This is a genomic window from Nocardia sp. NPDC004340, assembly GCF_053602575.1.
Map to the genome: position 1 here is coordinate 180899 of NZ_JBSGDW010000006.1, position 19030 is coordinate 199928.

The following is a 19030-nucleotide window of genomic DNA, read 5'->3' on the forward strand; positions in this document are numbered from 1 at the left end:
GATGGGACACATCATCTTTCGAAACTAGCCGTGGAGCTCAGTGCGTCAGCAGCGGCAGAGCGGGTCCGCGGCGGCGGGCCACCGACCCGTAGCGGGCGTCCAAGCGCAGCCAGGTGCGGGCCGCGCGGACCCGCACGATCTCGTCGACGGAGATGCGCCGGGAGTCGGTCTTCTCGCCGCCGTGCGGAATGAAATCCATGGCGGCCAGCGCGAACACCACCCGCATCGGCACCTCGACCCGCTCACCGGCATTGGAGACGGTGAGCACGGTCTGATCCAGCAGTGCGGCGGGCGGGCCGTGTTTCCCGCCGTGCTCCTGGGCGACCTCCGCGCCGCGCTCGGCCAATTCCACGAGCATGCGTGCGGGCACATCCTCCACGTGGACGAACCCGTTCTCCGGCGGCAGGGCCCCGTGCCAGGCGGAATCCATGGCGAAGCCCAGTCCGAACGCGGCGCTCGCATCGGGCCCGTGCAGCCCGGCGAGGACGGTGTCCGCGCTGACGGTCACGTCGTCCATCCCGAGTTCGGCGACCACGGTGCGTACGGCCAGCGCCTCGAATCCGGTGGCGGCCCAGGCGGAGACGAAGCGGTCCCCGCGCCGGCGCAGGCGGATGACCGCGGCCGGGTCGAGCCGGACGGCGTGGGTGAGGAAGGTGGCCAGGTTCTCGCGTTCCGCGGGATCCGGAACGTACAGGGTCAGTTGTCCCGACAAGACGGTTCTCGGGTCAGTCGGCCAGCCACAGCGACAGGTAGTCGCGTTCCTCGGTGGTGAGGCGGCGTAGGCGCTGGGTGTCGATGTCGAAGGCGGCCAGCTGGGTGGAGGCGACCACCGCCGGCGGGGAGTCCGGGGACGCGCCCGCGGCCCGCACCTCGTAGCCGACGGTGAAGTCCACCGCGCGCAGCCGCTCGACCCACATGGAGACGTCCAGCGGCGAATCCTCGTGGCGCAGCTGACCCTTGTACTGCACCCGCAGGTCGGCCAGCACACAGCCGGCCCGCAGCTTGACGGTCGGTCGCTCGTCCAGGAACAGCCACGGGATCCGGGCTTCCTCCAGCAGGGTCACCATGCGGGCATGGTTGATGTGCTGGAAGGCGTCCATATCCGACCAGCGCACCTCCACCGGGGTGTGGAAGCGGCCGGGTGTGGCCGTGTCCGTCACACCCGGGCCTGCTGCCAGGTCGTTCAGCGAACCGATCGTCAACGCGGTACCTCCGATTGCGCACCCACCCCGCTCACCATGCTGCGCACCTGCCGCGCCGCAACCGACAGCGTGGCCAGGTCGTGGGTTCCGGACTCGAAAAGTTCCGACAGGGCCGAGCGTGCGCGGCCCAATCGGGACTGATTCTTCGACTCCCAGTATGCAATCTTCTCCTCGGCGGTCTCCTCCGGGTCGCCGGCGGAGAGCACGTCGAGGGTGAGCGAGCGCAGCGACCCGTACATGTCGTCGCGCAGCGCGAGCCGGGCCAGCGCGTGCCAGCGGTCGCCGCGTTCCAGGTGACTGACCGCCTGCAACAGCCAATCGATCTTCAGGTGGTCGTTGAGCGCGTAGTACAGCGCGCCCACCTCCTCACCACTGCGATCGGTGATGTCGGCGATGTCGAGCACGTCCAGCAGTGGGAACTGGTTCAGCAGCCCGAACACCGTGATGGCCAGCTCGGCGGGCACGCCCTGCTCGGCGATGGCCTGCGACTGCTCGTTGAGCGTGTCGATGTGGTGCCCCCGCAGCCAGCTCGGCACCTTCGGCGCGAGCGTGCGCACGCCCTGCGAGTAGCGGTGGATCTCCGCGCCCACCGCGACCGGCTGCGGACGGTTGTTGAGCAGCCAGCGCGAGGCCCGGTCCAGCGTGCGCTTGGTCTCCAGCTCCAGCGCGTCCTTCATGCCCGTGGAGACGTCCGCGTCGCGGATGGTCTTCCACACCGTGTGCAGATCGAAGATCTGGGTGGCGGCGGTGAAGGCGCGCACCGCGTCCGAGGCCGACGCTCCGATCTCCTCACCCAGCCGGAAGGCGTAGGTGATGCCGCCCAGATCGACCACCTCGTTCACCAGCATGGTGCTGGTGATCTCGCGGCGCAGGCGGTGCCGCTTGATGGCCGTGCCGAACCGGGTGCGCAGCGGGGTCGGGAAGTACTGCGACACCCGCGCCGCGAAGTACGCGGTATCGGGCAGGTCGCTGGCGAGCAGGTCGGCCTTGAGCGAAAGCTTCACGTGCGCCATCAGATTCGACAGCTCCGGCGAGGTCAGGCCCGCACCCTCCTCGATGCGCTGCTTCAGTTCCGTGTCCGCGGGCAGCGCCTCGAGCTCGCGGTCCAGGCCGCGGCGGTCCTCGAGATCCTCGATGAGCCGCTGGTGCACATTCAGCATGCGCGGGGCCTCGGCGCGGGACATGCCCATCAGATAGTTCTGGGACACGTTGTCCTGCAATACGAGCGCCGACACCTCGTCGGTCATCGACGCCAGCAGCGGATTGCGCTCGGCCTGGGACAGTTCGCCCGCCGAGACCACGCCATCGAGCAGGACCTTGATATTGACCTCGTGGTCGGAGCAGTCCACACCGGCGGAGTTGTCGAGCGCGTCGGTGTTCATCTTGCCGCCGTGCTTGCAGAACTCGATGCGACCGTGCGCGGTGACGCCCAGGTTGCCGCCCTCGCCGATCACATTGACGCGCAGGGCGTTCGCGTTCACCCGGACCGCGTCATTGGACTTGTCGCCCACCTCGGCATTGGTCTCCGTGGAGGCCTTGATGTAGGTGCCGATGCCGCCGTTCCACAGCAGCTGGGCCGGGGACATCAGGATGGCGCGGATCATCTCCGGCGGGGACAGCGAGGTGACGTCGGCGGCCAGGCCCAGAGCCTCACGCACCTGCTCGCTGACCGGAATCGACTTGACCGTGCGGTCGTAGACGCCGCCGCCGGTGCTGATCAGCAACCTGTCGTAGTCGGCCCACGACGAGCGCGGCAGGGCGAACATGCGCTCGCGCTCGGCGAACGAGGTGGCGGCGTCGGGATTCGGGTCCAGGAAGATGTGCCGGTGGTCGAAGGCCGCGAGCAGGCGGATGTGCCGCGAGAGCAGCATGCCGTTGCCGAACACGTCCCCGGACATGTCGCCGACGCCGACCACCGTGAAGTCCTCGGACTGGGTGTCGATGTCCATCTCGGCGAAATGCCGTTTCACGCTCTCCCACGCGCCCTTGGCGGTGATGCCCATGGCCTTGTGGTCGTAGCCCACCGAACCGCCCGAGGCGAAGGCGTCGCCGAGCCAGAAACCGTACTGCTGGGCAACGTCATTGGCGATATCGGAGAAGGTGGCGGTGCCCTTGTCGGCGGCGACCACCAGGTAGGTGTCGTCGGCGTCGCGGCGCAGCACCCGGGCCGGGGGCAGCACCGCGCCGGTGGCGCGATCGACATTGTCGGTGACGTCGAGCAGGCCGGAGATGAAGGTGCGGTAGCAGGCGATGCCCTCGGCCTGCAGCGCCTGGCGGTCGGCGACCGGGTCGGCGGTCGCGGCGGGCGGCTGCTTCACCACGAATCCGCCCTTCGCGCCGACCGGCACGATCACGGCGTTCTTCACCGCCTGCGCCTTGACCAGGCCCAGGATCTCGGTGCGGAAGTCCTCCAGGCGGTCCGACCAGCGCAGACCGCCGCGCGCCACCGGGCCGAAGCGCAGATGCACGCCCTCGACCCGCGGCGAGTAGACGAAGATCTCGAATTGCGGACGGGGCTTGGGCAATTCGGTGATCTCGCGCGGTTCCACCTTGAACGACAGGTAGTCCCGCGACCGGCCCTCGGCGTCGAGGACGTAGTAGTTGGTGCGCAGGGTGGCCCTGATCAGGCCGAGGATGGCGCGCAGGATGCGGTCGGCGTCCAGACTCACCACGTCGTCGATCCGGCGGCGGACCGCGGCCTCCAGCTCCGCGGCATGCTCGGCATTGGCCGAATCGGGATCGAAGAGCGCGGAGAACAGGTCGGCGAACATGCTCGCCGCCTCCGGGTACGCCAGCAGCACGCGGGTGATGGCGGCCTGGCTGTACGGGAATCCGGCCTGCTGCAAGTACTTCGAGTAGGCGCGCAGGATGGAGACGGCGCGCCAGTTCAGGCCGCCGCGCAGCACCAGCTCATTGAGACCGTCGGCCTCGGCGCGGCCGTACCAGAGCGCCTCGAACGCCTCGGTGAAGCGTTGGCGCATCCCGCGGACCTGGGCGTCGAGCACATCGAGGCGGCCCACGGACTCCACCAGTTCGGCGTCCATGTTCCGGTCCAGGGCGCTGCGCAGCAGTTCCGGGCGAGCCAGCAGGCCGAAGTCGTAGATCCACTGTTCCGGGCCGTGGTCACCGTCGACCTGGTGCGGGCGCTCGTCGATCACCTCGACGCCGAGGCTCTGCAGCAGCGGCAATACCTGGCTCAGCGAGATGCCGCCGCCGCCGACATAGAGCGTGAAACGCCAAGAGCCCGGGGCGGAATCGGGCCAGCGGTACAGGTGCTGATCGATGCCGCCCTCGGCCAGACCCTGCAGGCGCAGGATGTCGGCCATGGCGCGGGTGGGATCGAAGTCCTCCTTGTAGCTCTCCGGCAGGGACTCCGCGTAGCGCTGCGCCACGGCCGGATCCAGCACCGACGAGGTGGCCACCTCGTCGCGCAGGTGGTCGTCCCAGGTGCGGCTGGCCTCGGACAGCAGGTGCTGGATGCGCAGCCGATTGGTCTCGGTGGTGTCGACCGCGGTGCCCTCATCGGGCAGCCGGACGGTGAAATACACACTGGCGAGGTCGCTTTCGGAGACCCGCGCCGAGTAGTCGATGGAGACGCCGCCCAGTTCGCGCACCAGGATGTCCTGCATCTCGAGGCGCACGCGGGTGGTGTAGCGGTCACGGGGCAGATACACCATGCAGGCCACGAAGCGGCCGTAGCCGTCCAGGCGCATGAACAAGCGGACCTGGCGGCGCATGCCGACATTCAGCACCGCGCTGGCGGTGCGGCGCAGCGCGTCGCCGTGCGAGGAGAACAGCTCGGTGCGAGGGAAGGACTGGATGACCTCGAGCATCTCCTGGCCCGAGAACGAGTCCAAGTCGAAGCCGCTGGACTCGATGATGGATTTCACCCGGCGGCGGATGATCGGGATGTCGAGCACGTTCTCGTGCAGGGCGGTGACGGTGAAGACACCGATGAACAGGTGTTCACCGATGACCGCACCCGATTCGTCCATCTCGGCGACGCCGACGAAGTACGGGTAGACCGCGCGGTGCACGGTGGCCGGGACCAGGCCCTGGGTCAGCATGAGCAGCGATTGGTCACCGCTGTTGTCCGGGACGCGGAAGTCGGTGCCGACATTGGGGCGCAGCACGCCCAGACTGGTCTCCGGGACGATGATCGACTTGGCCTGGCCGTCCACGGTGCTGCGTTCGTACCGGGCGTAGCCGAGCACGGTGAAATGACCGTCGGCCAGCCAACGCAGCAGGTCGGCGCACTCGGTGAGATCGGTTGCCGGGAAGCCCGATCTACCGGCGGCCGCGGCGCTGTCGAGTTCACCGGCGACCCGCTCGTGGGCCTGGCGCATGGCCTCGGTGTCCTCGATGACGCGGCGCACGTCGGTGAGCACGTCGGGCAGCGCGGACTCGATGCGCTCGAGCTGCGCGCGGCTGGTCGCCGGATGCAGCTGCACGTGCATCCAGGATTCGCGCAGACCGGTCGCGCCATTGCCGTCGACCTCGTGCGGCAACGCCGTCTCCAGGCTACCCGTGGCGTCTCGGGTGACCTCGAAGATGGGGTGCACGACCTCGCTGACACTGACGCCGATGCGACTCAGGAAAGCGGTGACGGACTCGACGAGCAGTGGCATGTCGTCGGTGACCAACTGGATGGCGACGCCGAGCCCGGCCTCGTCATCCGCCTGGTACACATGGACATTCGCGGTGCCGGGGGTGCGCTGCACGGCCAGATCGACGTGGCAGCGGAAGATGTGGGTGGAGGTCGCGGGAATGGCGCAGTCCGCGTCGCCGGCGTCGACGTGACGGAAATATGCCTCCTCGAGGGACACGAGGTTGCCGCCCAGCGACTTGGGCAAACTCGCAGCCCAGGCCTTGCTGGACAATTCGGACGAGACCGTCATTTCGCCAACTCCTCGGATTCGGTTCCGTAACAAAGTGACGCCGATGCGAGAGTAGCTGGACACAACAGGTACCGGGTCGAATTCCTGTCAATGCCACGCCGCGTCTCATAATACCGACAAACCGGACGGTTCGATGAGTGAGATGTTCGCCCGATATCGCCAGGTCGTCTCCGACAAACCTTGCACCAAAACAGTTTTCACGCACTAGTGCGAATGCGAAACCGCTGAGTTCGCTGTTCGATAACCGTTCACTTCCGCGGCCACCGCCCGCCATCCAGCGAACCGTAAACCGTCCAGCAAACATCGTCGAGCCAGGCAAAAGTGGTCAACCGACCGCTCGCCCACGGGCCGGATCGGGACCCGAGCCCGCGGTAGCCGGCCGATGACGGCACGGTCCGGCTACCCCACCCGGATCTCCGAGTGGGGGCGAGCGGCGAATTCGGTTGGGGTGGTGCGCTATCCGCGGGTGAGCTTGCGGTGGGTCACCCGGTGCGGACGGGCCGCTTCCGGGCCGAGGCGCTCGATCTTGTTGGCCTCGTAGGCCTCGAAGTTGCCCTCGAACCAGAACCACGCGGCCGGGTTGTCCTCGGTGCCCTCCCACGCCAGGATGTGCGTGCAGGTGCGGTCCAGGAACCAGCGGTCGTGGGAGATGACCACCGAGCAGCCCGCGAAGTTCTCCAGCGCGTTCTCGAGCGAGCTCAGGGTCTCGACGTCGAGGTCGTTGGTGGGCTCGTCGAGCAGGATCAGGTTGCCACCCTGCTTGAGGGTCAGCGCGAGGTTCAGGCGGTTGCGCTCACCACCGGAGAGCACGCCGGCCGGCTTCTGCTGGTCCGGGCCCTTGAACCCGAAGGCCGAAACATAAGCGCGGGAAGGCATTTCCACCTGGCCGACCTGGATGTGGTCCAGGCCGTCGGAAACGACCTGCCAGACCGTCTTCTTCGGGTCGATGCCGCCGCGGTTCTGGTCGACGTAGCTCAGCTTGACCGTGTCACCGACGCGCACATTGCCGCTGTCCGCGTTCTCCAGGCCGACGATGGTCTTGAACAGCGTCGACTTACCGACACCGTTCGGGCCGATGACGCCGACGATGCCGTTGCGCGGCAGGGTGAAGGACAGATCCTTGATGAGCTGGCGGTCGCCGAAGCCCTTGTCCAGGTTGTCGACCTCCACGACCACGCTGCCCAGGCGCGGACCCGCGGGGATCTGGATCTCCTCGAAGTCCAACTTGCGCATCTTCTCGGCCTCGGCGGCCATTTCCTCGTAGCGGCCCAGACGCGCCTTGTTCTTGGCCTGACGCGCCTTGGCGCCGGAGCGGACCCACGCCAGCTCCTCCTTGAGGCGCTTCTGCAGCTTCTGGTCCTTCTTGCCCTGCACCTCGAGGCGCTCGGCCTTCTTCTCCAGGTAGGTGGAGTAGTTGCCCTCGTAGGGGAAGGTCCGGCCGCGGTCCAGCTCGAGGATCCACTCCGCGACATTGTCGAGGAAGTACCGGTCGTGGGTGACGGCCAGCACGGCGCCCGGGTAGTTGGCCAGGAACTGCTCGAGCCACAGCACCGACTCGGCGTCGAGGTGGTTGGTGGGCTCGTCGAGCAGCAGCAGGTCGGGCTTGCTCAGCAGCAGCTTGCACAGCGCGACACGACGGCGCTCACCACCGGAGAGGTTGGTGACCGGCTCGTCCGGCGGCGGGCAGCGCAGCGCGTCCATGGCCTGCTCGAGCTGGGAGTCGACATCCCACGCGTCGGCGTGGTCCAGCTCCTCCTGGAGCTTGCCCATCTCCTCCATCAGCTCATCGGAGTAGTCGGTCGCCATGAGCTCGGCGATCTCGTTGAAGCGGTCCAGCTTCACCTTGATCTCGCCGAGGCCCTCCTCGACGTTCCCACGCACGGTCTTCTCTTCGTTGAGCGGCGGCTCCTGCATGAGGATGCCGACCGTCGCGCCCGGCGCGAGCCAGGCATCACCGTTGTTCGGCTGGTCCAGTCCCGCCATGATCTTCAGCACACTGGACTTACCCGCGCCGTTCGGGCCGACGACACCGATCTTCGCGCCGGGAAGGAAGTTCAAGGTCACATTGTCGAGCACGACCTTGTCGCCATGCGCCTTTCGCACCTTCACCATCTGGTAAATGAACTCAGCCATATCGGCAAGCCTAACTGTGTGTAGTAGCGGGTTCTCCGGCAGTGTCCGCATCGGCGGACGGCCGTTCCACGGGGTCGGTCCGGTCGGGTCGACCGAAGGTTTTGCGCACCACCGGGGCGGTGCAACGACCCAGGTCGGGACCCACTGCCAGGGCCCGCATCTCGAGATCGGTGCGCTCCGCGCCGTCTCGGGTGGTGTACTCGTTCGAGCGCAGCTGCCCGTACGCGATGACCGGGTCACCTCGCTGCAGCGACGCTTCGACTCCCTCGATGATCCCCCGTCGCCAACAGCTTACGGTGAGGTACAACGTGCCACCGTCCACCCAGTCCCCGGCGGCCTGATCGTAGCGACGGGCGGTGCTGGCCATCCGGAAGCTCAGCAGCTGATCGCCGTTCTGCAGCGCGCGCAGCACCGGTTGGGTGACGACCCGGCCGATCACCGCGGTATTCGCCTCGTACATCGCGCTCCCCCTTGTCGATTCGAGCCCGTCGCCGCGGGCCCTGCGTTCGGTCCGGGTTCCAGCTTCGCCGGGGAGCGCGCACGAGGGCAGACCCCACCTCGGCGAGTGTGGACAACTCGCGGGGTGGGGATGAATTTCGCGATGGACTACAGGGTCGCCAGATCGGTGTTGGCCCCGCACAAGACGATTACCGGCCGTTCCCCCGGGCCCGGCACATACGCCCCGCACTGGATCGCGGCCACCGCGGTCGCGCCCGCGGGCTCCACCACGATCCGGAACTCGCGCCACAGGTACTCCCGGGCCATCACGATCGCGTCATCGGTGACCAGCGCCGATCGCACGGCGTAGCGCTGCGCCACCTCCATGGCGATCTCGCCGATCCGGTTCGCGCCCAAGGAATCCGAGGTCACGCTGGACACGTCGACGTCTACCGGGTGCCCGGCCGCCAGCGCCGCGTGCAGGGTCGGCGCGCCCACCGGCTCGACCCCGACCACCCGGCCGCGCAGCCCCAGCGACACCGCGACCCCGGCCACCAGGCCACCGCCGCCGACCGCGGCCAGCACTGTCGGTCTGCCGCGCACCTGCTCCTCGATCTCGAGCCCGACCACACCCGCACCGGCCACGATCTCGGGCAGGTCGTAGGCGTGCAGCGGCATGGCGCCGCGCTCGGCGGCGAGCTGACGGGCGTACTTGTGCGCTTCGGCGTAAGTGGTTCCGTGCCACAGCACTTCGGCCCCGTGCGACCACATGGCCGCCACCTTGGTGTGCGAGGCCGACTCCGGAACCACCACCGTGCACGACATTCCGCGCACCGCGCTGGCCAGCGCCGCCGCGATCCCGGCATTGCCGGCCGAGGCCAGCACCACCTGGGTCTGATCGCCGCGCGCCTGCAAGAGCGCGTTGAGGCAGCCGCGCACCTTGAAGGTGCCGCCGTGCTGGAGATGCTCGAGTTTCAGCGTCACCGGGACCGGGCCGTGCGGGCCCAGGATCTCGGTGTGGAAGACCGGCGTCTTGCGGGTGTGTCCGCGCAGCAGCCGGCGGGCCTGGCGCACGTCGGATCTGTACAGCCGCTTCACTTTCCGGGTCGCCATGGCGACATCCTTCACTTGCGCACCTCTCCGTCGCGCCGAGCGAGCTCGGCGAACATGGCGTTGTGCGCGGTCAGGTCCGCGTTGTCGTCACGCTCGGCCTTGCGGTCGAGGCGGTTCGCCAGCCGTTGGTCGCTGCGCGACCACTGGATGAGCAGCGCCAGCATCACCACGACCAGCGGCACCTCACCGCTGGCCCAGGCGAGGCTACCGCCGGTGTGCTGATCGCCGAGCAGGTCCTTGTTCCAGGACAGGCCCAGGCCGCGGTAGAACCAGCCGCCCATCACGGTGTTCATGCTCATCAGCGCGATGCCGAAGAAGGCGTGGAACGGCAGCGAGCCGAAGACCATGCCCAGCTTGGTGAGCGGCTCCACCGGGCGCGGCTTGGGATCGATGCCGATGACCACCCAGTAGAAGAGGTATCCGCTGAGCAGGAAGTGCACATTCATCAGAATGTGGGCGCCGTGCGTGCCGACGTACTTGTCGAAGATGCCGCCCAGGTAGAGGGCGTAGAAGCCGCCGACGAACAGCACCGAGGCGACGACCGGCTGGGTCAGGAAGCGCGACACCGGGTTGTGCACGGCCGCCAGGATCCATTCGCGCGCGCCGGGCGGCTGATTCCGACCGGCCGGTTGGATCGCGCGTAGCGCCAGCAGCACCGGACCGCCCAGCGCGAACAGGATCGGGGCCAGCATCGACAGCATCATGTGCTGGGCCATGTGCACGCTGAACATGGCCGGCGCGTACCGGCCCACACCCGAGCTGGTGGCGAGCAGCAGCGTCAGGCAGCCCGCGAGCCAGGCGATGGTCCGGCCGATCGGCCAGTCGTCGCCGCGCTTGCGCAGCCGCAGCACGCCGCGCAGGTACAGCCCGGCCATGACCAGGGCGAGGGTGCCGAAGATCAGGTCGAAACGCCAGTCGAACAGCAGCCGCGCCACGGTCGGCGGGCCGGCCAGGTTGTAGCCGATCTCGACCTCGGTCGGCGTCGGCACGGTCCGCTGGTCCGGCGGCGGGGTGCGGCCCAGGCCGACGGCGAGGCCGACGGTGGCCGCGAAGATGAGCGCCTCGACACCGGCGAGGCGGATGAGCGCGCCGCGATCCTGCGGGTCCTTCTCCAGGTCCGGGATGGCGTTGCGGCGCTGCAGGTAGCCCATGACGCCGAGCAGGATCAGCGCCGCGGTCTTGGCGAGCACGAGCTTGCCGTAGGTGGTTCCGAGCAGTTCCGACACGGGCAGCCGGACCAGGGCGTTGATCACACCGCTGATCGCGATCACCACGAACGAGACGGTCGCCACGATCGAGAACCGGCGCACGGCCAGTGCCGTGTATTTGCCGTCACGCAGCGCGTAGGCCAGCACCGCGAACAGTCCGCCGACCCAGAAGCAGGCCGACAGCAGGTGCAGGATCAGGCTGTTGGTGGCCAGGTCGTGGGCGCCGCCCGAGGACGAATGCCCGGTCAGCGCCACCGGCAGCAGTGAGAGCACCGACAGCAGGAGCAGCACGGGCGTCCAGCCCCAGCGCAGCGCCACCCGGCACGCGACGGCCAGCGCCAGCACCATGAACACGGTGAACCGCCAGGACCCCGCGACCTCGACCTGATCGGCGGCGCGCCACACCTGCTCGGGCCGCAGCGAGTTCAGCAGCGGTTGCCCGGTGGTGTCCGACAGCGTCAACGGCACCAGCAGCGCCGCCGATCCGGCCCACACCACCGCCGCGTTCCCGGCCCGCCGCAGCGCCCGATATCCCCCGACGTCCAGTACTCCGTTCTCCTGCGGCGGCACGAAGAACGCCGCGAACAGCAGCGAACCGATGGTCAGCGCCGCCGAGAAGTCCGCCACCGCGCGCACCGCGGGCAGCCCGTACGTGGTCAGCGGACCAGGATCGGGAATCCCCAGCAAGGTCAGGGCCTGCGCCGCCGACAACGCCACGACCAGCGCCGCCACCAACGCGGCCGCCGCCCCACCCAGTGCCGTGACCGCAGCGAACGTCACCCCCGAACCCGACCGATTCGCCGAAACATCCGATCCTGCGGGCGGGTCCTGCACTGACGACATACGCCCAGCGTAGTTCGGAGCGCCCATCCAGACTCCCCTGGGGTTTCCGGTCCTCCGGTCTGCACAACCGCCCCGACGCGCCGAACGGTTGCTAAGCGAGGAAGCATTACTAACCTGGACGCTCGCTATACTCAACCCGCTGGACACCGAGATCGATTTGGGTCAAGGTGTTTGGAGCCCGCATCACCGCCGATGCCCGCACTGCCTCCGTAGCTCAGTTGGATAGAGCAAGGGCCTTCTAATCCCTAGGTCGCAGGTTCGATTCCTGCCGGGGGCGCACAAGGGTGACTGACCAGCGACAACGCTGGCAGTACCACCAATACCCGAGCTGGGCGGGGCTCAAACACCCCGGAAACTCGCACGGCGAGGACGAACGGCCGGTGACCTCCGAGGGCACCGGCCGTTGTGCTGCGAATGTGTCTTCGAGTCAGTAGACGCTGTCCTGTTGGTCGGGGATGACGGTTCCGTTGGTTTGGGTGAGGGGTTTGTGGTCACCGGAGGCGGTGGTGAAACCCGTTGTCGCGCAGGGGTAGGGCTGGTCCTTGTGCTTCTTGGGGTTGATGAACATCGGGTTGATCAGCCATTTGCCGTCGGGGTTGGCGTAGGCGTGGCACATGAGTTCGGTCTTGTTGCGGTTGATGACCAGGTGGAGGGCGGTGGCGTCGGCGACGAAGACTACGTCGGTGTCGGAGTCGCCCGCTGCCAGGGCTGGGCGTTTGTCGGGTGGTTGTCGGTCGAAGGCGGCCGGGCCGGCGATGCCGAAGATGCGTTCGTTGATTGCGCAGCGTTTGCCCTCCATATAGGTGATGACCTGGTCGGGGGCGAGGCCGCCGCAGGATGCCAGGTGGCCGGTGTAGGTGCCGTGGTCGGTCAGGGGGACGATGCCGATCACGTGGTCCGTGGGGACACCGAGTTCGGGTGACCAGACCTTGATCACAGGCTCGGCCGAGGCGGTGACGATGCGGACGTCGAATCCGTTGGCCTGCAATGTTGTGACCAGGTCCTGTTGCTGCGGGTAGTAGCGGACCCAGCCGTCGACCTTGGTGGTGCCAATCACTTGTTCGGTGCCTTCCGGGGCGGTGAGGTTCTGGGTGCGGGCCTGGCCGGCGTAGTCGGTCAGTTCGGCGGGGGTGTGTCCGGCCAGGAGCTGGACCTGCCAGGCATAGGCGGGTTCGAGTCGGCGGTGGTCGTAGCCGTCGAAGGCGGAGGCTCCGGACTTGGTTTTGCCGTTGTCGCCGATGGCGAGGATCTCGTCGGCGCAGGCGGTGTTGGTGGAGGTGGGCAGGAGGGTTCCCGGTGCGCTGGTGCCGCAGGCGGAGTGCAGGGCGGCGCTCGCGGCCGGGGTCAGGTACGGGCTGGTGGCCGACCAGTCGACGGGTTGGAGGATCTTGTCGTGGGCGAGCAGCCAATAGAAGGTGGCCTCGCCGGCGTCGTTCTTGACCAGGGTGTTGTCCCAGTCGAAAAGGGCCAGGGGCTTCGCGTCGGTGTTCTTGCCACAGGTTCCGGTGGCGGCGATGAAGGTCGACAGGGTGTCCTTGTTGGTGCCGTACCACGCCTGGCTGGCGTCCAAGGTTCGGCACGGGGACGCGACGGCGCCGCCGGGGTCGGAGCCGCAGGCGGTCAGTGACAGCAGCGCGCCGACTGCCCCGATCGCGGCCACGAGTGATCGTGTCTTCATAGGTGCGCCTTCCGTAATCGGCCGGGCTTCTTCAGCGTTCGTGAGATTCTTCGAGCACGGTCCGGCCGAGCAGGGCGTAGCGGGCGGGATCGCGCAGCCTGAGATAGAGGGCGTAGCCGATGCCGGCGGCGCCGACCAGCCCGACCAGCCACGGCGTGGCCCGCAACACCAGGGATCCGGATTCCGCACCGGCCGCGGTGCTCATGTTGGTCACCAGCAGCGCCACCACCCCCAGCATCGCCAGCCCACCGGTCAGCGGTGCGACGAGGGTCTTGAACCAGTGCCTGGTCTCCGGGTGGTTGTTGCGGAAGTAGGCCAGGACGGCGAAGGAGCACAGCGATTGCACGACCAGGATCGCCATGGTGCCCAGAATCGCGAGCAGCGTGTAGGTGCCGGTGTAGGGATCCTTCCCCGCGATGCCGAAGCCCGCGATCAGCAGTCCGGCGATGATCGTCTGCACCAGACCGGCGATGTGCGGCGATCCGTGCCGCGGGTGGGTGCGGCCGAGTGTGCGCTGCAGCACCGGCAGGACGCCTTCGCGGCCGAGCGCGTACAGGTAGCGGGCGGCGCAGTTGTGGAAGGCCATGCCGCAGGCCAGCGAACCGGTCATCATCAGCCATTGCATGGCGGTGACCGCCCAGTGGCCTACGTAGGTGGTGGTCGGGTTGAAGAACACAGCCATCGGGTTGTCCGAGCCGGCCAGCGCCACCGATTCGTCGATACCGTTGCCGGACATCGCCATCCACGACACCAGCACGTAGAAGACGCCGACGCCGAGGACGGCGATCATCGTGGCCTTGGGGATGATCTTCTTGGGGTTCTTGGACTCCTCGCCGTACATGGCGGTCGACTCGAAACCGACCCAGGACCAGAATGCGAAGAACAGACCCAGCCCCGCCGAAGGCCCCGTGAACGCGTTGACCGGGTTGAGCGGCGTCAGCGAGAAACCGTGCGGCCCGCCACCGTGGATCGCCACCGAGACGGCCATCACCGCGAGCACGGTGATCTCGGTGAAAAGCAGGATCACCAGCAGCTTTTCGGCCACCGCGACTCCGAACCAGGTGCCGACCGCGTTGATCGCCAGCATCACGATCGCGAACACCCACCAGGGAATGTGCGTATCGAACTGCGCGAGCACGGTATTGGTGCCGAAGCTGGCGAAGATCCCGATCAGCGAGGGCTCGAACACCATGTAGGCGAAAGCCGCCAGCAAGCCCGAGGCCAGACCGATGGTGCGGCCGAGGCCGTGGGAGATGAAGCCGTAGAACGCGCCGGTGGCGGTGATGTGCTTGCTCATCGTGGTGAAGCCCACCGAGAACACGGCCAGCACGACCATGGCGATCAGGAAGGCCGCGGGTGTCCCCTTGCCGGTGCCGGCGGAGATCATGAACGGGACGTTGCCGGTCATGGCGGTGATCGGCGCGGCGGTGGCGATGGCCATGAACACCACGCCGAGCAGTCCGATGGCATTGGGCTTGAGCCGGTGGACGACCGTATCCGACGTGGTCGGCGCGCCGTCCACGATCGCACGGGTTATCTGCTGCGTCATCGAAATACTCTCTCTACTAAACAATTTCGCTGTCGGACGGGATGCCGAGCGGCCGACCCGGGAGCGGGATGGAAGAGGCTCGGGGTTTGATCGAGACGCCGGAGCGACCGGCGCGGAACATCTGGTCGACCAGGTCTCGGGCGACGGCGGCGGCATCGGTATAGCTCAGACCGTGCGGCGGCCGGATATTGGAGATGCAGTTGCGCTCGGAGTCGGCGCGGCCGGGCCGCGGCGCGAAGGTCAGATAGATGCCCAGGCTGTCGGTGACCGACAATCCGGGCCGCTCGCCGATCACCACCAATACCGCTCGCGCACCGAGGTTTCGGCCGATGTGGTCGCCGAGTGCCACCCGCGCCTGGGTGGCGATCACCGGCGGCGCCAGGGAATAGTCCGGCGCGAACGCCTCGGCCAGCGCGGCACACAGCCCCGCGGCATGCGCGGCGACCGCGGTGGCAGACAGCCCGTCACACACCACCAGCGCCAGATCGGCTCCGAAGGAGGAGAATTCGAGCGGTCCGGACGGAATCCGGCCCAGATCGGGGCGGCGCAGGTACTCGTCGCGGTCGCCCGCGGCGCTGGTCACGTGAACGGGGGCGCCCAGTTCCAGCTCGCTCAGGGCGGTGTGCACGGCGGCCACGTCCAGTGGCGTCCGCACCGCGTCCCGGGCGAGCGCGTGGGATGCGTGGAGCGCCAGTACTTCCGGCGTGGCGAGGGTATCGCCGGCCCGGCGCAGCCCGATCCGGGCGAGGGTGTGTGCCCGCATCCGATCCCAGGGATCGCGACTGTCGACGGTCTCGTCGTCCTGGGTGCCGGGTTGCGCGGATCGCGGCGCGTCGATGCGCCGGTGGGTCATCGGTTCGCCGCCAGCGCGCGCAAGGGAGATCCGGCCGGTCCGGCGGGGAGCACGCGACCACGGTCGTCGGCCATGTCCATCCGTTGCAGCCACGCCTCGAATTCGGGTGCGGGCCGCAGCCCGCAGACGCGACGCAGGTACAGCGCGTCATGGAAGGACAGGCTCTGATACCCGAGCATGGTGTCGTCGGAGCCCGGGACGGTGATCATGAACGCGGTCCCGGCCACCGCCAGCGCGGTCGCGAGCAGGTCCATGTCGTCGCCGTCGGCCTCGGCGTGGTTGGTGTAGCAGACGTCGACCCCCATCGGCAGGCCGAGCAGTTTGCCGCAGAAGTTGTCCTCCAGGCCCGCACGGGTGATCTGCTTGCCGTTGTAGAGATATTCCGGGCCGATGAATCCGACGACGGTGTTGACCAGCAGCGGATCGAAAGCCCGCGCCACGCCGTATGCCCGGGCCTCCAGGGTCTGCTGATCGACCGCCTGCCCGCCCATGCCCCGGTGCGCGTCCGCTGACAACGCCGAGCCCTGGCCGGTCTCGAAGTACATGACGTTGCGCCCGACCGTTCCGCGCCCCAATTCGCCTGCCGCCGCGGCGGTTTCCGCCAGCAGGTCCAGGGTTATCCCGAAGCCGGTGTTGGCCGCCTGGGTACCGGCGATGGACTGGAACACCAGATCGACCGGCACCCCTTGCTCGATCAGCTCCAGCGTCGTCGTCGCGTGGGTGAGCACACAGGACTGCATCGGAATGTCGAAGCGCAACCGGACGTCGTCGAGCAGGTGCAGCAGCCGGGCGATCGCGACCGGATCGTCGGAGGCGGGGTTGATGCCGACCACCGCGTCGCCGCAACCGAGCAGCAGGCCGTCGAGTATGCCCGCCGCGATGCCGCGCGGATCGTCGGTGGGATGGTTCGGCTGCAGTCGGGTCGCCAACCGGCCCGTCGCGCCGATGGTGGTGCGGAATGCCGCCTGCGGCGACAGCACCCGGGCGACCGTGATCAGGTCCTGGTTGCGCATGAGCTTCGACACCGCCGCCGCCATCTCCGGAGTGAGGCCGCGCGCGAGGGCCGGGATCGTGAACTCGGCTGTCCCCGAAGCCACTTCGGTGAGCAGCCAGTCCCGGAACTCGCCGACGGTCATCCGGGCGATGGGAGCGAAGGCGGCTCGATCGTGGGTGTCGATGATGAGCCGGGTGACGTCGTCGGTTTCATAGGGCACCACCGGTTCGTTCAGGAACACCGCCAGCGGAATATCGGCGAGCACCCATTTCGCGGCGGCGCGCTCGGCATCCGATTCCGCCGCACACCCGGCCAATTCGTCTCCGGACCGGGCCGGGCCGGCCTTCGCCAGAACGTCGATCAGGCTCTCGAACACGTATGTCCGTCCACCGATCTGCTGACGGTAAGTCATTGCGGGAAACGCCCTCTCACGCCCGGCTCGAAAGCCGTTGAATTCCAATGGCGACAGACGCTAATCGGGTTCTGTTACGGCAGCGCCGTTCCCGGATAACCGGCGATGAGAATTCCGGCGGAGAATTTTCTCACGCGCGGAAATACGAAAGTAACTGAACGTAACAGCCTCGCTACAACCACCTGGCTACTCTGAGGCTCTTTCGCGGACGAGGCCCGGTCCGCGGCGGCAGTAGAAAGGCTGTTTCCGTTTGACCGTACCCACGCCGACGCCACCGCTGGTGGTCGAACGGTCGTCGATCAGCGGACTCCGGCGGCGGCGGCTCGCCTTCGCCCCCGTGTTCGCGCAATCGGTGGCGGCCATCGCGCCCGCCGGGACTGCCGCGGTCACGCCGCCGTTCGTGATCGCCGCGGTCGGCGGTGGACCGAGCGTGCTGGCCTTCCTCGGCGCGGCCCTGCTGACCTGGTGTGTCGCCCTGGTCGTGCGGCCGATGGCACAGCGGATCGCGGTCACCGGTGGGCTGTACACCTACGCGGCCAAGAGTGTGGGGCCGACCTGCGCGATCCCGGTCGGCTGGTCCGCGATCGTCGGGTACGCCGCGGTGAGTGTGGCGGGATTGGTGGCGGTCGGCACCTATCTCGGCCGGGTCGCGATGCTCGCCGGGATCGATGTCCCGGTCACGGTGACGATGCTGCTGTCGGTCGCCGCGGCGGTAACCGCGATGGTGCTGATGACCCGGGGCATCCGGCCGTCGGCGGTCGCCACCCTGCTCATCGAATGCGTTTCGGTGGTGGCGATTCTGACGGCCCTGGGCTATCTGCTCGTCGCCGAGCGGCACGGCATCGATCCGGTCCAGGCCATGTCCTGGCACGGCGACGCCGGGGACCTCGCCATGAGCGCGGTGGTGGCGATCAGCGCGTTCGTCGGCTTCGAGAGCGCGACCACGCTGTCCGCCGAGTCCTTCCGCCCGTTCCGCTCGGTGCCGAGAACTGTGCTGTGGACACCGCTGGCGGCGGGCGTCATCTACCTGCTCGCCGTCGGCGCCGAGGCGGTGGCGCTGTCGGCGGATCCCGCGGCGGGCAGCGGCACCCCATTGTCCGATCTACTCCTGCACCATGATTCGCGGCTGCTCGCGGTCGCCCTGGATCTCGGCGTCGCGGCCTCGTTCTTCGCCTGCACCGTGGCATCGATCAATGCCCTGGTGCGCGTGCTGTTCACGATGGGCCGGGAGGGCATCGCGCCTCGTGTGGCCGGGCACGCGCATCCGCGTTTCCACACCCCGGCCGCCGCCATCGCCGCGTCCATGACGGTGGTGACCGGGTGCGCGATCGCGGTGCTGTGGGCGGGCGTGGCGCCGCAGGACGCCATCCGTTCGTTCCTCACCCTCAGCGCCTTCGGTTACCTGGGCTCGTATCTCCTGGCCTGCCTGGCCGGTCCGATACTGCTGCGGCGCATCGGGGAATCGAGCCGGGCGCTGACGATTCTCGGTGGCACCGCCGCGACGATGATCGGGCTGTTGATGGTCACGGCCGCGTTCTCGGGGCAACCGGGCAATGTCGCGGTGGTGGCGATGTACGTCGCGGTCATGGTGGCGGGCATCGCGTTCGCTGTCGCGCTGCGCCGATTCGCGCCGGACCGGCTGCGCGGTGTCGGGATATTCGATGAACCACAGCGCGACGACCTGTTGCTGACCTCATTGTTCCGGTAGC

Annotated in this window: 12 protein-coding genes and 1 tRNA gene; 2 read left to right on the forward strand and 11 right to left on the reverse strand. The window is 68.1% G+C overall.

The annotated features are described in order from the left end of the window. Positions 1-37: 37 nt before the first annotated feature. The 7 genes from ACWEOI_RS24795 to ACWEOI_RS24825 all read right to left on the reverse strand — a co-directional run bounded on the left by ACWEOI_RS24795 (position 38) and on the right by ACWEOI_RS24825 (position 11862). On the reverse strand, positions 38-712 hold the full coding sequence (locus ACWEOI_RS24795) for a hypothetical protein (protein ID WP_452361154.1): 675 nt from the start codon (positions 710-712) through the stop codon (positions 38-40). A 13-nt stretch (positions 713-725) separates the two neighbouring features. After that, positions 726-1160 carry a thioesterase family protein gene (locus ACWEOI_RS24800; protein ID WP_433673267.1) on the reverse strand — a complete coding sequence of 145 codons (435 nt, stop codon included), beginning with the start codon at positions 1158-1160 and terminating at the stop codon, positions 726-728. Positions 1161-1198: 38 nt separating this feature from the next. Then, positions 1199-6100 carry an NAD-glutamate dehydrogenase gene (locus ACWEOI_RS24805; RefSeq protein ID WP_452361155.1) on the reverse strand — a complete coding sequence of 1634 codons (4902 nt, stop codon included), beginning with the start codon at positions 6098-6100 and terminating at the stop codon, positions 1199-1201. 456 nt (positions 6101-6556) lie between these two features. Then, entirely contained in the window at positions 6557-8233 is a 1677-nt protein-coding gene (ettA, locus tag ACWEOI_RS24810) for an energy-dependent translational throttle protein EttA (protein ID WP_433671628.1), read from the reverse strand. Positions 8234-8243: 10 nt separating this feature from the next. After that, positions 8244-8693 carry a single-stranded DNA-binding protein gene (locus tag ACWEOI_RS24815; RefSeq protein WP_433671626.1) on the reverse strand — a complete coding sequence of 150 codons (450 nt, stop codon included), beginning with the start codon at positions 8691-8693 and terminating at the stop codon, positions 8244-8246. 146 nt (positions 8694-8839) lie between these two features. After that, on the reverse strand, positions 8840-9784 hold the full coding sequence (locus ACWEOI_RS24820; protein ID WP_357090332.1) for a threonine/serine dehydratase: 945 nt from the start codon (positions 9782-9784) through the stop codon (positions 8840-8842). An 11-nt stretch (positions 9785-9795) separates the two neighbouring features. Further along, positions 9796-11862 (reverse strand): cytochrome c oxidase assembly protein, encoded by a 2067-nt coding sequence (locus ACWEOI_RS24825; protein WP_433671623.1) that lies wholly within the window; start codon positions 11860-11862, stop codon positions 9796-9798. A 176-nt stretch (positions 11863-12038) separates the two neighbouring features. Between ACWEOI_RS24825 and ACWEOI_RS24830 the strand changes: the two genes are divergently transcribed. Beyond that, a tRNA-Arg gene (locus ACWEOI_RS24830) sits at positions 12039-12112 on the forward strand. A 150-nt stretch (positions 12113-12262) separates the two neighbouring features. Here ACWEOI_RS24830 and ACWEOI_RS24835 read toward each other — a convergent pair. Genes ACWEOI_RS24835 through ACWEOI_RS24850 form a run of 4 tightly spaced genes read right to left on the reverse strand, consistent with a single transcriptional unit; the run spans position 12263 to position 17321 of the window. After that, positions 12263-13513 (reverse strand): HAD family hydrolase, encoded by a 1251-nt coding sequence (locus ACWEOI_RS24835; protein ID WP_452361156.1) that lies wholly within the window; start codon positions 13511-13513, stop codon positions 12263-12265. A 31-nt stretch (positions 13514-13544) separates the two neighbouring features. Continuing rightward, the gene (locus tag ACWEOI_RS24840) at positions 13545-15062 is read right to left on the reverse strand and encodes an APC family permease (protein ID WP_452361157.1); all 1518 of its coding nucleotides are present in this window, start codon (positions 15060-15062) and stop codon (positions 13545-13547) included. A gap of 16 nt (positions 15063-15078) precedes the next feature. Then, positions 15079-15915 carry an ethanolamine ammonia-lyase subunit EutC gene (eutC, locus tag ACWEOI_RS24845; protein WP_452361158.1) on the reverse strand — a complete coding sequence of 279 codons (837 nt, stop codon included), beginning with the start codon at positions 15913-15915 and terminating at the stop codon, positions 15079-15081. Then, entirely contained in the window at positions 15912-17321 is a 1410-nt protein-coding gene (locus ACWEOI_RS24850) for an ethanolamine ammonia-lyase subunit EutB (protein WP_452361159.1), read from the reverse strand. Before ACWEOI_RS24850 ends, eutC begins: the two co-directional genes overlap by 4 nt. 250 nt (positions 17322-17571) lie before the next feature. Between ACWEOI_RS24850 and ACWEOI_RS24855 the strand changes: the two genes are divergently transcribed. Beyond that, positions 17572-19029: an APC family permease gene (locus tag ACWEOI_RS24855; protein WP_452361160.1), complete on the forward strand. Its 1458-nt coding sequence runs from the start codon at positions 17572-17574 to the stop codon at positions 19027-19029. Position 19030 lies beyond the last annotated feature (1 nt).